18 protein-coding genes, 1 pseudogene and 1 riboswitch are annotated in these 16,768 nt (G+C 35.7%); of the genes and pseudogenes, 7 read left to right on the forward strand and 12 right to left on the reverse strand.

The features are described 5' to 3' along the window. The first annotated feature begins 231 nt into the window (after positions 1–231). A complete protein-coding gene (locus tag D8M04_RS18910; RefSeq protein ID WP_121524971.1) occupies positions 232–1,575 on the forward strand; it encodes an MFS transporter in 1,344 nt (447 codons plus the stop codon). Between the two features lie 85 nt (positions 1,576–1,660). Here the strand turns inward: D8M04_RS18910 and D8M04_RS18915 are convergent, their stop codons facing one another. Together D8M04_RS18915 and D8M04_RS18920 are read right to left on the reverse strand one after the other, a co-directional pair. Then, positions 1,661–2,416 carry a YwaF family protein gene (locus D8M04_RS18915; protein WP_121524972.1) on the reverse strand — a complete coding sequence of 252 codons (756 nt, stop codon included), beginning with the start codon at positions 2,414–2,416 and terminating at the stop codon, positions 1,661–1,663. 625 nt (positions 2,417–3,041) lie between these two features. Beyond that, positions 3,042–4,733, reverse strand: coding sequence for a DUF2207 domain-containing protein (locus D8M04_RS18920; RefSeq protein WP_158595160.1), 1,692 nt, complete (start codon positions 4,731–4,733; stop codon positions 3,042–3,044). A gap of 158 nt (positions 4,734–4,891) precedes the next feature. Then, positions 4,892–4,939: riboswitch (PreQ1 riboswitch) on the forward strand. A 105-nt stretch (positions 4,940–5,044) separates the two neighbouring features. On the opposite strand from D8M04_RS18920, the gene queF reads away from it, so the two are divergent. From queF to D8M04_RS18935, 3 genes are all read left to right on the forward strand, one after another. Next, the gene (gene queF, locus D8M04_RS18925; protein ID WP_121524974.1) at positions 5,045–5,545 is read left to right on the forward strand and encodes a preQ(1) synthase; all 501 of its coding nucleotides are present in this window, start codon (positions 5,045–5,047) and stop codon (positions 5,543–5,545) included. 174 nt (positions 5,546–5,719) lie between these two features. After that, the gene (gene queC, locus D8M04_RS18930) at positions 5,720–6,379 is read left to right on the forward strand and encodes a 7-cyano-7-deazaguanine synthase QueC (RefSeq protein WP_121524975.1); all 660 of its coding nucleotides are present in this window, start codon (positions 5,720–5,722) and stop codon (positions 6,377–6,379) included. 1 nt (position 6,380) lies between these two features. After that, positions 6,381–6,923: a VUT family protein gene (locus D8M04_RS18935; protein ID WP_121524976.1), complete on the forward strand. Its 543-nt coding sequence runs from the start codon at positions 6,381–6,383 to the stop codon at positions 6,921–6,923. A gap of 111 nt (positions 6,924–7,034) precedes the next feature. On the opposite strand, the gene D8M04_RS20075 is transcribed toward D8M04_RS18935, so the two are convergent. From D8M04_RS20075 to D8M04_RS18945, 3 genes are all read right to left on the reverse strand, one after another. Continuing rightward, a complete protein-coding gene (locus D8M04_RS20075) occupies positions 7,035–7,187 on the reverse strand; it encodes a hypothetical protein (RefSeq protein ID WP_158595161.1) in 153 nt (50 codons plus the stop codon). A gap of 386 nt (positions 7,188–7,573) precedes the next feature. Then, complete coding sequence (locus D8M04_RS18940; protein ID WP_121524977.1) at positions 7,574–8,014, reverse strand: cell wall hydrolase; 441 nt, start codon at positions 8,012–8,014, stop codon at positions 7,574–7,576. A gap of 160 nt (positions 8,015–8,174) precedes the next feature. Beyond that, positions 8,175–8,744: a GNAT family N-acetyltransferase gene (locus tag D8M04_RS18945; RefSeq protein WP_121524978.1), complete on the reverse strand. Its 570-nt coding sequence runs from the start codon at positions 8,742–8,744 to the stop codon at positions 8,175–8,177. Positions 8,745–8,890: 146 nt separating this feature from the next. Between D8M04_RS18945 and D8M04_RS18950 the strand changes: the two genes are divergently transcribed. Beyond that, complete coding sequence (locus tag D8M04_RS18950) at positions 8,891–10,087, forward strand: MFS transporter (protein ID WP_121524979.1); 1,197 nt, start codon at positions 8,891–8,893, stop codon at positions 10,085–10,087. 108 nt (positions 10,088–10,195) lie between these two features. Here the strand turns inward: D8M04_RS18950 and D8M04_RS18955 are convergent, their stop codons facing one another. Beyond that, on the reverse strand, positions 10,196–10,660 hold the full coding sequence (locus D8M04_RS18955) for a GNAT family N-acetyltransferase (protein ID WP_121524980.1): 465 nt from the start codon (positions 10,658–10,660) through the stop codon (positions 10,196–10,198). A 117-nt stretch (positions 10,661–10,777) separates the two neighbouring features. After that, positions 10,778–10,987 (reverse strand): hypothetical protein, encoded by a 210-nt coding sequence (locus D8M04_RS18960; protein ID WP_121524981.1) that lies wholly within the window; start codon positions 10,985–10,987, stop codon positions 10,778–10,780. A gap of 440 nt (positions 10,988–11,427) precedes the next feature. On the opposite strand from D8M04_RS18960, the gene D8M04_RS18965 reads away from it, so the two are divergent. Continuing rightward, complete coding sequence (locus D8M04_RS18965) at positions 11,428–11,991, forward strand: acetylglutamate kinase (protein ID WP_246001348.1); 564 nt, start codon at positions 11,428–11,430, stop codon at positions 11,989–11,991. Between the two features lie 458 nt (positions 11,992–12,449). Here D8M04_RS18965 and D8M04_RS18970 read toward each other — a convergent pair whose 3' ends face one another. Both D8M04_RS18970 and D8M04_RS20620 read right to left on the reverse strand, forming a co-directional pair. Continuing rightward, entirely contained in the window at positions 12,450–13,268 is an 819-nt protein-coding gene (locus D8M04_RS18970; RefSeq protein ID WP_121524982.1) for an SMI1/KNR4 family protein, read from the reverse strand. Between the two features lie 287 nt (positions 13,269–13,555). Then, the gene (locus D8M04_RS20620) at positions 13,556–13,690 is read right to left on the reverse strand and encodes a hypothetical protein (protein ID WP_281277144.1); all 135 of its coding nucleotides are present in this window, start codon (positions 13,688–13,690) and stop codon (positions 13,556–13,558) included. 212 nt (positions 13,691–13,902) lie between these two features. Here D8M04_RS20620 and D8M04_RS18980 point away from each other — a divergent pair, with 212 nt between their 5' ends. Further along, positions 13,903–14,031: a YjcZ family sporulation protein gene (locus D8M04_RS18980; RefSeq protein ID WP_121524983.1), complete on the forward strand. Its 129-nt coding sequence runs from the start codon at positions 13,903–13,905 to the stop codon at positions 14,029–14,031. Between the two features lie 1,028 nt (positions 14,032–15,059). On the opposite strand, the gene D8M04_RS18985 is transcribed toward D8M04_RS18980, so the two are convergent. The 3 genes and pseudogenes from D8M04_RS18985 to D8M04_RS20080 form a co-directional block, all read right to left on the reverse strand. After that, positions 15,060–15,929: a cation diffusion facilitator family transporter gene (locus D8M04_RS18985; protein ID WP_121524984.1), complete on the reverse strand. Its 870-nt coding sequence runs from the start codon at positions 15,927–15,929 to the stop codon at positions 15,060–15,062. Between the two features lie 303 nt (positions 15,930–16,232). Further along, positions 16,233–16,466 (reverse strand): hypothetical protein, encoded by a 234-nt coding sequence (locus D8M04_RS20230; protein WP_187695471.1) that lies wholly within the window; start codon positions 16,464–16,466, stop codon positions 16,233–16,235. Positions 16,467–16,545: 79 nt separating this feature from the next. Next, positions 16,546–16,768, reverse strand: a pseudogene (locus D8M04_RS20080) (hypothetical protein); the annotation flags it as partial.

Below are 16,768 nucleotides of genomic sequence, written 5' to 3' on the forward strand. Positions count from 1 at the left end.
TCATATGCCGACGATCTATTCATTATGATTCTTGATTTTGGAGCGACTTTCTACTATGTACGTTTAACTTCTTAACAGGATGGTTCAACAATTCATATTCCCCTCAACTTTCCAACATCTCTGAACGACTTTTATCCCCCTCTCATAACATGCGGTTGTGGTCGTATCCTTTTTTCTATATTTAGTTGTGCTAAAATAAAATCATAGGACCATCATAGAGGAGAAATTAGCATGTCTTTGAGAAAAAATGAAAAATTTATCATACTTGCTGTGTCATTAGGAGTTATCCTCAATCCATTAAATACAACAATGATTACAGTAGCATTACCAGCAATTCAAAGGGATTTTCAACTGAGTGCGACAGATATTTCATGGTTAATTGCTTCGTATTTTATTATTAGTGCGATCTTTACGCCGTTAATTGGGAAATTGAGTGATATCTATGGAAGGAAATTAATCTTTTTAATTGGACTCGGTCTGGTTGTGGTGTCCTCGATATTGGCACCGCTATCTCCCAATTTACCCGTATTACTTGCGATGCGTGGGATTCAAGCAATTGGTACATCCGCACTTTTTCCAGCTGGAGTAGGCATTATACGCCACACCATCCAGCACAATCAAAACCGCGTGATTGGAACATTAGCTGTTTTTGCAACAACTTCTGCGGCATTTGGACCAACGATTGGCGGAATCCTTATCCAGTTCGGTGGATGGCCGGTTATTTTCTATGTAAACTTGCCAATACTTGCCATCGGAATAGCTTTAACATGGATATTTATCCCGAAAGATAAGAGAAACAAAGAAAAAGCCTATAAGCTGGATATTCTTGGAATTCTATTATTTAGTTTATTTATTACATGTTGGATGGTCTTTTTACTTGGACTTGAGCAAGGTGTACAGATTGGAACATTGATTCTTGCAATCCTCTTAACGATTGCTTTCTACTTTTATGAGAAGAACAGAGAAGAACCTTTTATTAATGTACATTTTTTCCGAAAAAACTTGAATGTGGCACTTATCTTTGTTCAGTATATTTTATCAACCGTTATCTTCTTTGCTGTGCTGCTAAGCTTTCCAACATTTATTCAAAGTGTGCTGGGTGCAAGCTCTCAGATGGCAGGAATCGCGATGCTGTCGCTCTCCATTTTTGCCATGATCATGACACCGATTGCTACTCGGTGGATGGAGCGGGCAGGATTTCGCATTCCATTACTAGCCAGTGTATTCATTGGATTAGTGGGCGTATTTCTGTTATTTACCGTGAAAGACGATTCTCCTTTAGTATGGATTGGTGTCGTGCTTGCGGTGACAGGAATTAGTAACGGGATACAGAATATTGGTTTGCAAAACTTGCTCTATAGCTTTATTGATGTGGAAGAAAGTGGAATTGCATCAGGACTGCTAATGACATCCAGATTTATTGGAAATATCTTGGCTTCCAGTATTTATGGCGTGGCATTTGCTACCGGAATGAACGTAGGAAACATGAGTACTATGGCGCTTGTCTTAGTGGTTGTAGCCATTGTATTGGTTCCAGGTATGCTTTATGTGACGATGAAGGAGAAGAGATTATAATTAAATGGACAGGTTGAGTCCCCCGCTAGAAGAATGCTTCTGTCGGGTGACTCAACCTTTTTTGCAATGAAATGCTGTCGAAGTCTTATATGTCTCTCCCGTCCTTTTGACCATTTTCAATAAAATTCGAGTGGTGATAGGCGCCTTTAACAGGTAGATAAAGGAGGATAAACAAGATTAATGCGATGATCTCGAGATAAAAGATATAAAACGGATAGTCTGGCAGGTAGTCTAATATACTTGGATTAGATGGCTTTTGAGCAAGGAACATATAGTTTGCACCAATCCATTTATTGATAAAGAAGACAATCAAAGCAATGGAGTTAATGGCAATCATTGCTTTCCAAATAGAAGATAACTTTATCCGATATCTTTCAATTGCCACCATGTAAAGAGAAGCTAAAATAATACATATGTGAGCGATAAAAAAATGAAAATAACGATAATGTGGGAAATCATAAAATAGTTCAGGTGTTAGCAATGCCTGAAGTGCACCACCTATTCCAAGAAAGTACAAAATTTCAAAAAGCCGGTAAGAACGGGTGATAAGCATGACAATACTAAATAATAAGGAAAGCGAGCACAGCTGGAGCGGCAGTGTTTCTTTTACATCCCAGGCACCTGTTGTGAAATACCAAATGTTTAATGTACTTTCACTCAAAATAAGTGCAATAATCAAACTGACCCGTACCCATTTTCTTAAAGGGGTACGACGAATATCATTTCGAAATACAATCATTGCTGCACATAGAACTAGCGCAAGAATTAACATGATGATATGACTTATTGAAAATAACGAGAAAACTTCTGCCGTGTATTGATACGAAAAATAATCAGACATATCCACACCTCCCGAATACACAAGTATCCTATTACGAGTATACCAAATAGCAATAGTCCAATTATCTTTCTCAACGTTTAGGCATACCCCCATGGATGTAAAATTAAAAAAAGAGGGACAGGTTATCAACCTGTACTTCAGCTATTGCTTTTACGTTACCAATATTATAATCACTTGATATTCATGACATCTTATCTCTTATGGACCCGAGAATGATAAGTGATTTAAAAGATATGATTCTTTGCAGGGGTTCCATATTTTTTAGGGTTGGTAAGTCTTGCAGAGATGGATTACTAGTTCAAGCTATTTACTTTTTAGAATACGGAGCAACTTATGGAGACAATGATCAACTACACCATGTGTTGGGGCAAGTTTTCAATGATGAGGTGCAACTTCGATTACTTTGGAGCTTCTTTTCAATCACTAGGAGCGAATTTCATAGATGCAGTCAGCATCCGTTACAGGAATTATTTTATGTTTGTTAAAGGATTTTAGAAGATTTTTATGACAATATATTTGGAGTATTAATAGTAATTGAAAGAACTGGAGAAGGTTAAAGTGCAAGTCAAAATAAAGAAAAAGATGGAAGAGTAAGCTCTCCCATCTTCAAGAATCCAAGAATGATCTAGAAAGCACCAGAACCGCCGCCACCGCCACCAACTCCACTCCCTGAACCTGAGTAAGAAGAGGTTGATTGGGCTGATGCTTGGGTTGCGGAGCTGAAGCTTGAGGTTGCCGTGGTAGACATCAAGAACAACAATAAATAAGTGGAGGAAAGACCTGAATCCTCGCCCGTCACTTGCAGCTTTTCAACAAATGATCTATTTTTATTGCTTAGTTTCTTATCCTTTATACCTGTTGAGAAAATCATTGCGCGCTCTTTATCATCTTCTGACAAACTATACCAGTTATTCCATTGCAGCTCTCCGTACTCTTCTTTGAATCTTTTCCACTCTTGGGTAATAAAATGCCCTTTTGTCGTTCTCGTTTGAAGTAAAAAGGTAACCAACAGAAGAGCAGCCAAAATAACCAGATTCACCACTAGCCAACCATATAATCCATAAATGCCAAACAAGATAATCACAGGTATCAACAGAAGGCTTACCATCCCAGCAATCCAACGTTGCTTTCTATGTTTATCGATTAATTGATGAGTATCCATTTCTTGTTTTAACATTTTTTGATATTGATGGAGATCCATTTGTAATTCCTGTTTATTCTCCTCTTTCTTTGTATAACTCTTAAGCATGTCAAAAGAGAATACATGCTCTTTGCCAATTTTTTTAAATAAGAGCTTGAGGAGTAATGTTTCATGAGCGTGAGTTGTTACGGTGTTTTTTAGATAAAATGAATCCTTTCCACGCTGTTCTATATGACCTTTACGGACGAGGTCCATCATTGCTGCTGTTAATAATTCTCCGTATTCCACCATGGCATTGCGGAAGTAATATATGGTTGCCGGCATACTCATCCTTTCTTTCGGCACGATAGAGGATGAGTGATACATCCGGTCCGCTTCAAGCTTTGCGGTTTGGCTCTTTCTCCAGCTATTGAAAATGAAGAAAAATAATAACAATCCGGCTATCCCAGTAAGATATGGTGCGAGTTGATTCAGCGTTTCTTGCGTTTTAAGAAAAGCGGCCTCTTTTTCAGCTAGTTCTTTTTGTTCTTTTAACAGTTCATTGCGGATTGGTTCGTTGCCTGTGATTTTTGCATTTGGGAATATAGCATGATCATATGCTACCCGAATGTCCCCCTTTTTCCCACTGTTCACATATCCCAATTGAAATATAACGGTGCCATCCTTTTGTATGGTTTCTGTCCCATATGCCTCATCAAAACCATATGCAATAGTCTCACTCGTTGCTTGTGGTGGATGTACCGTAATGGTCAAGTTTTCATAATCACTTTCATTACTTGAGTCAAAGAAAGGCCAATAAAACTGTGCCATATCTTCATAGACTTCGACCCCGTCGGTAATGACATAGGATAGTTCAATCGTAACCACTTCATCTTCCCCGCCACGGAAGATCTTATAAGTACCTTCATCCCAATCCGTTTTCAGATGTTGTCCGTTTTCCGAGGCCTTAAATTCTGTAATGGATGTTCCTTTTTTCGGAATCAATGTGCGCGTGATTCCATTAAATTCTCCATCAAATTCGTACGTATGGAATTCGGTAACTTGCACATTTCCATTTTCCTGCAGATAGGCATCTATTACTGTTTCTTCTATTGTAAAGTCAACGGCAAACACATAAATAGGTGTAAGAAAAATGACAATGAATAAAACAAAGAAAAATCCAATCATTTTCTTCATGTTAATCCCCCGCTTTCTCGTAATCATTTATACGAACGGAACAGGGAAAAGGTTTCATAGTAAAGATTATTGCTTTAAAAATGAATAGCGGCACTCGTATCCAGTACCTTGACAGCAACCACCATCTCGGCTATGATAAGTAAGAATTGAATACCTGCGCGGAAGAGGTTCATAGCTTTAAACCCTCTATAAAAAACTATGGATACATTGACTCTTTAGCCATGTCCATATTGGATGTGGCTTTTTTGTTATCATCGTAGTTTGCTATGGTCTCTCTTTGTGTTTGGGAACAAATATAGGGAGGTTTTTTTATGTCTGGAAGAACTGAGGAACAAGGTTTAAAAGATTTAACCTTGCTTGGTAATCAGGGAACAAAGTACGCGACAGACTATGCACCTGATGTATTGGAATCTGTAGAGAATATCCATTCCAATCGAGATTATTTTGTGAAATTTAATTGTCCAGAGTTTACTAGTTTATGCCCGATTACAGGACAGCCTGATTTTGCAACGATGTATATCTCATACATACCTGACAAAAAAATTGTAGAAAGTAAATCATTGAAATTATATCTATTCAGCTTTAGAAATCATGGAGATTTTCATGAGGATTGTGTGAATATCATTATGAATGATCTAATACAGTTATTAGATCCACGTTATATCGAGGTATGGGGTAAATTCACTCCACGTGGAGGTATTTCCATTGACCCATGGTGTAATTATGGAAAACCTGGAACGAAGTATGATGAAATGGCCATGCATCGCTTGATGAACCATGATCTTTATCCAGAGAAAGTAGATAATCGCTAATAAAAATAGAAAGAGGTTTTTAGCTACCCTCTCTAAAAAACTTGGCATTAGCCAAGTCTTTAGGCGAATGCCTTAGTTGCACTTATGCAGTTTAAAAAAGTTTATACTTTCTTATCTGCCTAAGAAAACAGCCTTTCTTAGAGCTGTTTTTTCTTTTTATAAAGGAGTGTTTACATGAAAAATGAGAAAGCAATCGTTGTTTTTAGCGGAGGACAGGACAGCACAACTTGCTTATTCTGGGCAAAACAACAATTTAAAGAGGTTGAAGCTGTTACTTTTGATTATGGCCAAAAACATAAATTAGAAATTGAGTGCGCAAAAGAGATTGCAGAAGAGCTAGGTGTCAAACACCATATTTTAGATATGTCCCTGCTTCATCAACTGGCACCCAATGCCTTAACCCGAGATGATATCGAGGTAGCTCAAGGGGATGAATCTGAACTTCCAAATACATTTGTACCAGGCAGAAATTTGCTTTTTCTATCCTTTGCTGGCGTACTGGCAAGACAAGTCGGTGCCAAGCATCTAGTCACAGGGGTTAGTGAAACAGATTTTAGTGGCTATCCGGATTGCCGGGATAGTTTTATTAAATCACTTAATGTCACGCTAAATCTGGCAATGGATGAAACCCTTGTGATCCATACCCCCTTAATGTGGCTGGATAAAAAGGAAGTCTGGGGGCTTTCTGATGAGTTAGGAATAATGGATGTCATTCGGAAAAAAACCCTGACTTGCTATAACGGAATAAAGGCAGATGGCTGTGGGGAGTGCCCAGCTTGTAAGCTTCGTAATAATGGTTTAGAGCAATACTTACAAAGTATAGGAGAGAAATAATATGTTACGTGTATTTTTATATTTAATTTCGATTGTCTCTGCAAACGTCATAACCGCTGCATTAATGCCTCTGGAGATTGGTATTTTTATCATTCCAATGGGGACGTTTTTAATCGGTGCGACATTTATCTTTCGTGACTTGGTGCAAAACAAATATGGTAGAGGGAAAACCTACTTATTCATCCTTACAGCATTAATGTTGTCTGGTGCTGTCTCCGCTTTACTTGGAGATACACTAATGATTGTGGCAGCTTCCGCACTTTCCTTTATCATTTCTGAAACGGCAGATACAGAGATCTATACGAGATTAAAACTGCCAATCGCTTGGCGCGTGTTCTATAGTGGGATTGTTGGTGGATTGCTGGATTCAGTGGTTTTCGTTATTATTGGCTTAAGCCCATTAGGCGCAGGATTTATCCCTTGGGAAGCTGTTCCAGCAGCTATTTTAGGGCAAGTAATTGCGAAAACGGTTATTCAATTAATTGGAGCACTCGTACTAAACCAGGTATATGTATTAAGAGGAAGACGAGTTTCTGTTAGTTAAATTCAGATACAAACGAAACGGGTGCCAGGAGGAACATGGCACCCTTTAAATTTACTTTATAGGTAACGATTATTGGATTCTTCTCTTTATTTAATCAATATTTCTATTACTCTATTGTATTTCTTTTGGATTACTATAATTCTTTTTTTCTCTTGTGGTCATTTCCTGTATAACTTGTTCCGCTTGTTTTCTTGCAGAAACTACATCTGTATCGTGAACAGTAACTATTTTTTTCTCTATGATAAAATTATATTCTTTCGTCATATTTATTCACCTCTAACAATTTTTCTACGATGTGATTATCTTGATTTTCCCGATTAGCAGAGTGTAACATTTACCTGACATACTATATATACCCTCCAAGCAAACATGCTAATCAGCTTTGATAGCATTTATTCCATTTTGTACTTTCAAAAGAGTGAATAATGTACTTAAAATAACGGGGCCATCACAGCGAGGTCTTCTTCCACAAAAAAGAGACAGGAATTTATCAAAAGGGTTCTGTTTTGAGGTGCATAATTATTAAATGACGTATGAATTGGAATACGCCACTTTTGCTGTTATATCAAATTTTAATGGTAAAGTCAGGATTTAGCATCCGATGTCTCACTTCTATAAATATTCTGCTCTAGCCTCAAAGAACAAAATTGTCATCCCAAATAAACACTTTCACATGTTCCAGCTGCTGGTTCATAAAAACAATGTTGTTTAAACTGACCAGCAAAAGGTTGGTCATACCATGTTGGAGGGCACGGAGCATATGGATTAAAATACCAAAGTGCATATTTTGCTGGGTGATCTCTCCAAAATTCCAAATTCCTTCTTGCTAATCTTCTTTCAGATTCTCTTGCTCTTTGATAAAATACATTGCCTTTTTGAACAGCTTCAAAAGAGTAATTTCCTCCTTGTACTTGAAAAATGACATCTTCAACTGTTGTCAAGTCCTTAAAGTCAGGACACTGTGCTACAACACGGTTAACAATTACATTTCCAACATAAAGCATTCCTTGCTTTCCTTCGCCTTCCGCTTCTGCTCTCATCATCCTTGCCATTAAATTTACATCCGCATTTCGGTAAGCTACTCTCGCCATATTTTTCACCTCCAAATTATTGTATGAAGGAAAGCCTACATTGATGTCCTTGATTTAAGCAAAATAAAACTCTTTAACTTTCCCCCCACCAGTTAGTCAAAAAAGACCGCCCGATTGGACGATCTCCTTGTTGTGTTAAAGCACCTATTAGCTTAAGAGGTTAAATCATGTTTAGTTTATTTCCATCTTCCTTATTAAGCCTGTAATGATAATAGAGTTGGTCTTCAATCTCAATATCTCCACTATAATGAAATCCACATTTTATAATTACTTTAGTTGAAGCTACATTGCTTGGTAGAACTACGGCATTTAATTGTTCAACGGCAGTATTCTCAAACAGATATTTTACCAATCCTTTTACTGCTTGTGTTGTATATCCCTTATTTCTATAATGTTTAGAAATAGCATAAGCAACTTCTCGATTTGGTTTGCTCAGTTCCTCTTTAATCCCTGTATTGCAGAAACCAATGAATTCACCAGTTTCCTTTAACACTATCCCTAACTTTAACCATGCTTCGCCTATATTAGGTACAGCAGCTAAAAAATCCTTATTATCGGGAATCTCATAATTTGTAACCCAGTCTAATCGTTGTTCTCTTGTTGATCGCCAATCTGGCAAAAATTCATAAACTTCAGGCTGCGATGTTACTTTATATATAGCATCTGCATCTTCCACTCTAAACTCTCTAAGTAATATATCACCGCAGTCAATTGTAAAATAATTGTTCATATCCATCCCACCTTTAATTCATTGAAAACAACTTTAAATATTTTTTAACTATAAGGAAAGAATAAATTTGTCATGAATTATAAAGCAATCCCACATAAATCCATCACTATATTTAAAAATCTCCATGAAAGGTGGTTTTACAAATAATGGGTAAAGTAAAAGTTAAATTATGGACAAACCAATATGTTGTTATTATTTTATTGTCTTTAGTAATGTTCGCTTCTTTTTATATGATTACAGCAGGTTTCCCACTTTTTGTATCAACTATTAGTAATGATCCCACTATTGCAGGAATCATGACTACGACTTTAATGTTAGCATCACTAATCACACGCTTCTTTGCAAGTGTCATTATACAAAAAGTAAATATGAAATTGCTCCTTATCATTTCCCTTATTTATTTTTTGGGTACAATCGGTCTTACTTTTGTAAACCAGTCAATCGGATTTCTAATATTTATTAGGGCACTACAAGGTATTGGTTTTAGTATGCTTACGATTTTAGTCTTTACGATATCAAGTAATATTGTTCCTAAATCTCGATTAGGTGAGGGCATTGTTTTTTTCGCAATGTCTACAAGCGTTGGGACAACAATTGGGCCACTAATCGCTATTTCTTATCTTGCAAATTTTTCATTCCAGTCGATGATGGTGTTAACACTAGGTCTTATGGCTTTTTCATTGTTATGCAGTTTTTTCACAAAAAATATGAAAGTAGAAAAAGAAAAGGAAAGTCCACAGGCGAACAACGATGAACCTTTCTACAAGTACATGTTCGATAAGCGTGTCCTTCTTCCCTGTATTCTGGTAGCATTTAATTATATGGCTATTGCAGGGACTGTTAACTTCATTGGGGCGTTTGGAAAAGAAATTAATGTTGGCGGAAGTATTTCGCAGTTTTTTATTGCACAAGGGATTGCAATGGTATTAGTTCGGTCTTTCTCTGGTAAAATTTTTGATAAATTCGGCCACAGAATCCTTATTATTCCAGCAGCTATTTCAGGAACTATTGGTTTGATTTTATTAGGTTTCTCTACTACTATGTGGATGGTTTGGGTTTCGGGGGTATTATTTGGAATCGCATTTGCCATCATCCATCCAATTATCCAAGCTTGGGCATTAACTCTTGTCCCGCCCGAGAAAAAAGCAACAGCCAATTCCATGCTGCTGATTTTTATAGATTTTGGGCTAGCTGTTGGATCAGTAGGCCTTGGATTCTTAGCTAATATTGTTGGATACGGCATGACATTTAGTTATTCATCAGCTTTTATGATTATTATTTTATTGGCGTATCTAATTGGGAGCAAGAAAACGGTGGCATTTGAAGCTAATAAGGTGAAATAATCTTGAACTAAATATACTAGCATACGAACGGGATAAACCACTGCGAACCGAGGCTGTACCATTGTCAACATCGACTTTTGGGATAGCCTCTATTTGACTAAACACCTTTTAGTATTCATATTCCATTTTTAAAAATTCAAAGATACTGCCATTTGTATCCTGCATAAAAGTATGAACATCTTTAAATCCTAACTTTCTATATACTTTTATTGCTCTTTGATTAAAAGTAGCAACTGATAATGTTATTTTTTCAGGTTTATATTCATTTTTTACAAACTCTATACCTTCTTTTAAAAACTCTAATCCTTTCCCGCTACCAGTAAGGTCAGGTCGCATCCCTAAACCAATATCAAAAATTTCCTCGTCCACCTTATTAACGCTAAAGAAACCGATTAATTCAAGGTTATTACTAACAGCATACACATGGTCCCCACGTGTTTCTGGGTCTACAAATTCTTCTAAATCCTCTTTATCAGCCTCCATATCATAAAATGAATATTCACCAGCATAGTGCCAATTATAAGCAATGTCCTCTGCTTGGTCCTGAGTCATATTTTCAAACTTATAAGTCATAAATATCCCCCTTCGCCTTGTCTCTGTTGTTCAACTCTTCTGTCCCTTTAGTCAAAAAAAACCGCACCTATTGACGATCTGCTTGTTATGTTAAAGCAGCCATGTGTTGAAGATACCTTATTCTGTTAGGTTAATTGATAAGTAATCTGTTGAACAAATCAAAACAACCTTTGTACCATCTTTGTTATACATTGTTGCAGAACCTTCACGCCATTCAATCTCCCAACCTTCCTTTTTCAACGCTTTCTCGTATCTTTCAGGGATACCTTTTTCTTCGGAAGCCTCCGACCAATTGTATGCAATAACATTTTCTTCTTCTTTGATCACTTCAGCATCTTTGGGAATAGGAAATCCATCAAATTCTTGTACATGAACAAACGAAATGTTAGTTACAGAAATACCCTGCTATAATAACTATGATGATTCCAAGCAATGTAATTAGTGGCTTTTTATCCATAGCTCCGCTCTCCATTCCAACATTAAACTTCTCAATTTACTTAAAGTTTCTACACTCAGATATTAAGGTGGTTTTGTGCTGTTCTTTACTTTTCTTATTCAACAATCCTCCTCCTCTAGTACAATAACTTCTACGTTAAATAGCGTTAATCCTTCTTGAATTAACGCACCAGTTACTTTAATAAGGAATTAATCCGGAACGTATAATTGATTTATTTGAAATAAATCACTAGCCAATAGTTAAAAAGTACAAGCATCTTTTTAGATTTGGAATAAATTGAATATTATTTAGCGAGTATGGGGGTGAAACGGTGAAAAAACCTTGGTTTAACGATTCTTGTATTAGTGAACAGGAAATTCGTTTAAGTAATGCCATGCGTTTAGTTTGGGAACAACATGTGTACTGGACAAGAATGACAATCAATAGCATTGCCTTTAGTTTACCTGATGTAGACGCTGTTACCGCACGTCTACTCCAAAACGCTACAGATATGGGCAATTTACTAGAGCCTTTCTATGGAAATAGAATAGCAGTTAAGTTCAGCAATTTAATCAGGGAACATCTGGTAATTACTGCGAAACTTGTTGAAGCCGCAAAAGCAGGAAATCAAAAAGCTGTTGCAGCTTTAAAAAGAAGAGGGTTCGCAAATGGAGAAGAAAATGCTGAATTCCTAAGTAGAATAAATCGATTTATTTCAAGAAATGAATTCGAAGAAATGTTTTTCGAGCATCTGGAACTTACTATAAAGGAAGCAGTATTTATACTCCAAAACAATTTTAAATCAAGCATTGCTGTGTTTGATAAAATTGAAGTGGAAGCTTTACAAATGGCGGATACAATAACGAATGCAATTGTGAAACAATTTCTCAGATAGTTTCAATATAAGAGTTGTTAATAGCACCATAAAATAATTAATGGTGCCTTTTTATTTAGTTTTTGTGATTTCAAATTTCACTAAACTGCCCCATTAGTTCAATATCTTTATACCAAACGAATTACTGGATTTTTCAGAGGAAAAAGGCAATAAAATTCCATGATCACCTTTTTTAACTCTTGCACCCGTTACTTCAATAAATGTTAATCTCATTTTTTAGTAAGCCAAAAATATATAAACCCGAACAACACAAAACCAATAATAATAGAAAAGCCAAATTGGCTAATAAATGAGTAAATATCCGCAAAAATAATTTGTAATGGTTCATAATCAAATATTTGTGTAAACAAAAATAACACAATCAATACTATTAAAACATTTCTAATTGGTTAAACCCCCTATATACCATTTAATACATTTGCTAAACATAAGCACCCTATAGTTATTTTAGTCTGAACTCACTCAGCTTCTTCTATCATCTGTAGCCTAATCTTTATATCTGGATCAGGAATGTCTTTCAGCTTATTTATCAATAATGAATATTTATTATGGTCCATTTTCTCTCGAGGGTATGAATGTTCATATAGAGCATCAGCGATTCCTCCAGCTAATTCTTCACTGATATTTCTATCTAAGAGAGAAATAAGTTGTTCTAGTAACCAATTAATATCATTATCACCTATGTGTATATTTGTAAGGGTAGGCACAATGAGTTCTTCATCATAACTTGTTTTAAAGATGTTTTCCGCTTCTTCTTTAGTTATATTATGCAACTCAGGTATTTCCATATCATCAGTTATTTCTGCCTCATCATTACCAACAATGACTCTCTCTACCTCTTGAAGCCCTTCAATGAATTCTGAAAAACTGTTAGCAATCTGAATATCAACTTCTTCTTCAACCTCGATATAGACGATACTAGGTTCGCTCGTCACTCCTCTATAATCCATTGCAACCCAAGTATGTCCATCCCCACCCAGAAGCACCATATCCTTTGGAAGTCCCCATTCATTGATAAGGGACGGAGAATCTAAAATACCTTCCTCTCCAATTCCATAAATACTTTCTATATAAATAAAGTCTTCTACTGAACTAGTTGAAAATTCAATTGGGAAAGCAGTTCGTTTTATGTATCCGCCATTTTGTTCTTTAACTATCTCCTTGTAGAGTTCAGGTAGTTTTACTCCTAATTTTTTCTCAGCAGCAACAATATTCTCTTCTTTAATAGGCTTTAATACGTATGAGTCGTCTTCATCTTCTAACCAAAAGTCGCGCATAATTCCCTCCAGCAAAAATTAGTATAAGGACATATTGTCATCCTAAAATGTGCATTTATATAATTATTGCTCGACAAATCACGACACAAAAATAGGGCCCCTAGAGCTGCCCTTCAAACTTAAATTTGGAGTCCAAATATAAATAATCCCCTTATCTATGGGGCAATTTAGATATTCCTTCTTCAACTATCCTGCCCCGTTAATACAATAACTTCAAATCGAGTAGGAGGAGGTGATTAACCTCCGACCTCTCACACCACCGTACGTACGGTTCCGTATACGGCTGTTCAATCAAGATAAATGACGCAAGAAATCATAACGTTCTTGTAGACTTTTGAGCCCTCGGTCACTCCAGTAGGAGTTATCGAGGGTTTTGTGTAATATTGGACTTTAAGTGCTATTCGATTTAATATCGTTTTCATTTAACCCCTCCTATCAACGATACCCTTGTTGTGTTAAAGCACCCGTTCGTTTAAGTACACTAGTTCACAATTTGTCCGGAATTCTTATTAATCGTAAGTACCTTTCTAGTAATTCACTCTCCTATTATTAATATATTTCCATTCTTGTCCGTTACGGGAAATATCATATTACATAACATGTATTATCGGTATGGAAAAGGTGGTGAGATTTAATGTATCAATACAGCGGCGGTAGTTACGGTGGCGATTACGGCGGAGGGAAGATGAATTTCGCATTAATCGTTGTATTATTTATCCTATTAATTATTGTTGGGGTATCCTTCGTTCATCATGGATACTAGTATATTAGTAGGATAGACCTAATATTTGATAGCCACCATAACCTATCCTCATAAACCTCCTTATTAAAGAGGGCTCCGGGAATTACACTTTTCCGGGTCCTTATTCTTTTTAAATCTTTTTTTCTCTGTTCCCTTTACTGCATAATTTGGTTCAATTGCGAAATAAGCTGATGGATAAGTTCCGCCTTAAACTTCGATTAACCTGTCCATTTGATTTAAGTAAAATTCTTTGCAAATCTATATTTGTATCAATACATTCAAGGTATTATGACATTTTTTATTATATCCCCTTTTTTCGACATGGAAATTAATAAAAAAATACCTGCTAAAAGCAGGTGAGTTGTGCTCTATTATTATTAAAAGCCAGAATTGAGTCAGGAGAAATTGCACAGTCAAGGGCTCGACCTCTTGATACAACATCAAAGACTATCGAAAAACAAACTAGTAGCAATATGGAGAATGATGAGTTTGAGGATCTGTCTGAAGACATTTTAAATAAGGGTAAATAATAAATAAGTCTTTATCCGTCCTCCTACTTATCCTTCCTTTTTAAAATTAAAAAGAAATTTAACTCTACTTATTTTACCATTATCAAGTATTGCCGTAATTACAGGTTTATGGCTTTACAGCGATACATGTAGTTTATTTTAGGAAATCTAGGATTATTGAATTAAAGCCCCCGTTAGCACATTAAAGATTAAACTAAATTCATTCGTCCGTTCCCTTTTTGAATACATAACATATTATTATTGTGAGGGTCCGCCTCATTTTCTTTTAATAGATGTATCATTTTGATGTCTCCTTTAATAAAGGAGTCTTTTTTTATCATAAACCTTTTAAAAGAATTTTTGAAAGTTACTATGCAATACCTTTAATCTTCTGGAGATTTAAAATAATATGTTATGACAACATTAGTTTTAACAGCAGATTTTTTTTGATCAACTTTTTATTTTTTATTATGTAATTAAAGCACCAGGTAGATTAAATAAAGATTAATAGTATAAGAAGTTAACAATAAATTGTTAACCTTAATTTGGCTCTACATGCACATTTACATCGTATACTCCATAATCTTTCATCATAATTTTTTCTACTTGTGTAGCTATATCATGGGCTTCTTTAATATCTAACGTAGAATTAACAAGAATCACAACATCTAATACCTCATTATTCCCGTAGTTTCTTCCTTTAATTTCCTTTATTCTTTTAACTCCGCCTACTTTTGTGATTACGTCCTGATAAAGTTGAATTTTATTTTCATCAAATCCGTCTGATAGTTCATGAGAAGCTCCTCTAAAAATATCCCAAGCTGTTTTACAAATTAAAAGCCCTACAACAATAGCTGTTACTGTATCAATCCAAGCCATATTTAATTGAGAAGCAAATATACCGAGTGCTGTCCCTATACTCACCCAAGCATCTGAAAGGTTATCTTTTGCGGCTGCCATAACAGCTTTGCTATTAATTTTATTAGCTAGTTTTTTATTGTAACGATAAACAAAGTACATGGCTAATGCGGAAAAAACACCTACATAAGCTGCTAAAATATCGGGTGCCTCTTTTTCTCCTTGAAAAATAGAACCAATACCATTAATTAATACCTGCAGACCTACTGATATCATAATAAAAGAAGCAATCATGGATGCAATGGATTCACTTTTCCAATGTCCATACCCATGATCTTCATCAGGTGGTCTTTGTGATAACTTGAGTCCAACAAGAACAGCAATAGATGCAATAATATCAGTTGTGTTGTTTAGACCATCTGCTTTTAGAGCATCAGAGTCACTTATATATCCAATAACTAATTTTAAAATAGAAAGAAGTATGTAAGCTATAATACTAATAATTGCCCCACGTTCTCCTAATTTAAGATCTTTATATTTTTGCTCGTTCACGTTTCACCCTCCCAAACTCACTTGAGTAAATATAATACAACATTAAAAGTGGGTGGGTCTATAGAAACCTTTTTATATCATTCTATATTAGTGAGCGACATACAACTAAGTTGCTTTTGCGAAAAATATCTAACTATTACACTACTGCCTCGTACAAAATAGGAACTGACCCTTTTTTATCCATAGATACATTCTATCCAAATAATAGAAGAAGGTCATTAAATATTAAATCCTTCTTCATGGAATATTTAGTTATACAATTTTGGCTTAGGTATATTGTTGTCATCTTCAAACTGATTTTTGTTATTTATAGGCTCCTCTATTTTCTAACAGCAAACTCAAATTCCCGTTGAGACATTTGATAGTCGCCAGCATGGAACATAGCATAGCATATGCAATCGGTGTTGTATCAAGTTCAATACGTATATCAACATCAGAATTTCCGCTTTCACGAATAAAGGATTGATTTGAAGCTTTTTCAAATACTTCTACGCTGTTTAATTTTTCTAATGAAAAGTCATTAGTTGAAAGAGCCATAACATTTACCCCTTTAAATAAAAATATATAAAGAAGTGGGATTAATTTCCCACTTCGAAACATGACATGGAGAGCGTTTTTATCTCCTTCTCCTTTGTTCTTGCTCTTGTTCTTGGTCTGATTCTGCTTCTGCTCTGACCCTCGATCTTGAATTAGAATCCGAATTCACATCAATGTCCACTCTAGAATTCCCACTGTTTGTAACTCTAGCAATGTTGACATTACGGTTTCTGTTTTTCAAGTCATTGTCATTATCGTTGTCGTTGTCTAATCTGATATCGTTGTCATTGTCTAACCTGTTA

The organism is Oceanobacillus piezotolerans (assembly GCF_003665065.1).
GTDB lineage: Bacteria > Bacillota > Bacilli > Bacillales > Amphibacillaceae > Oceanobacillus > Oceanobacillus piezotolerans.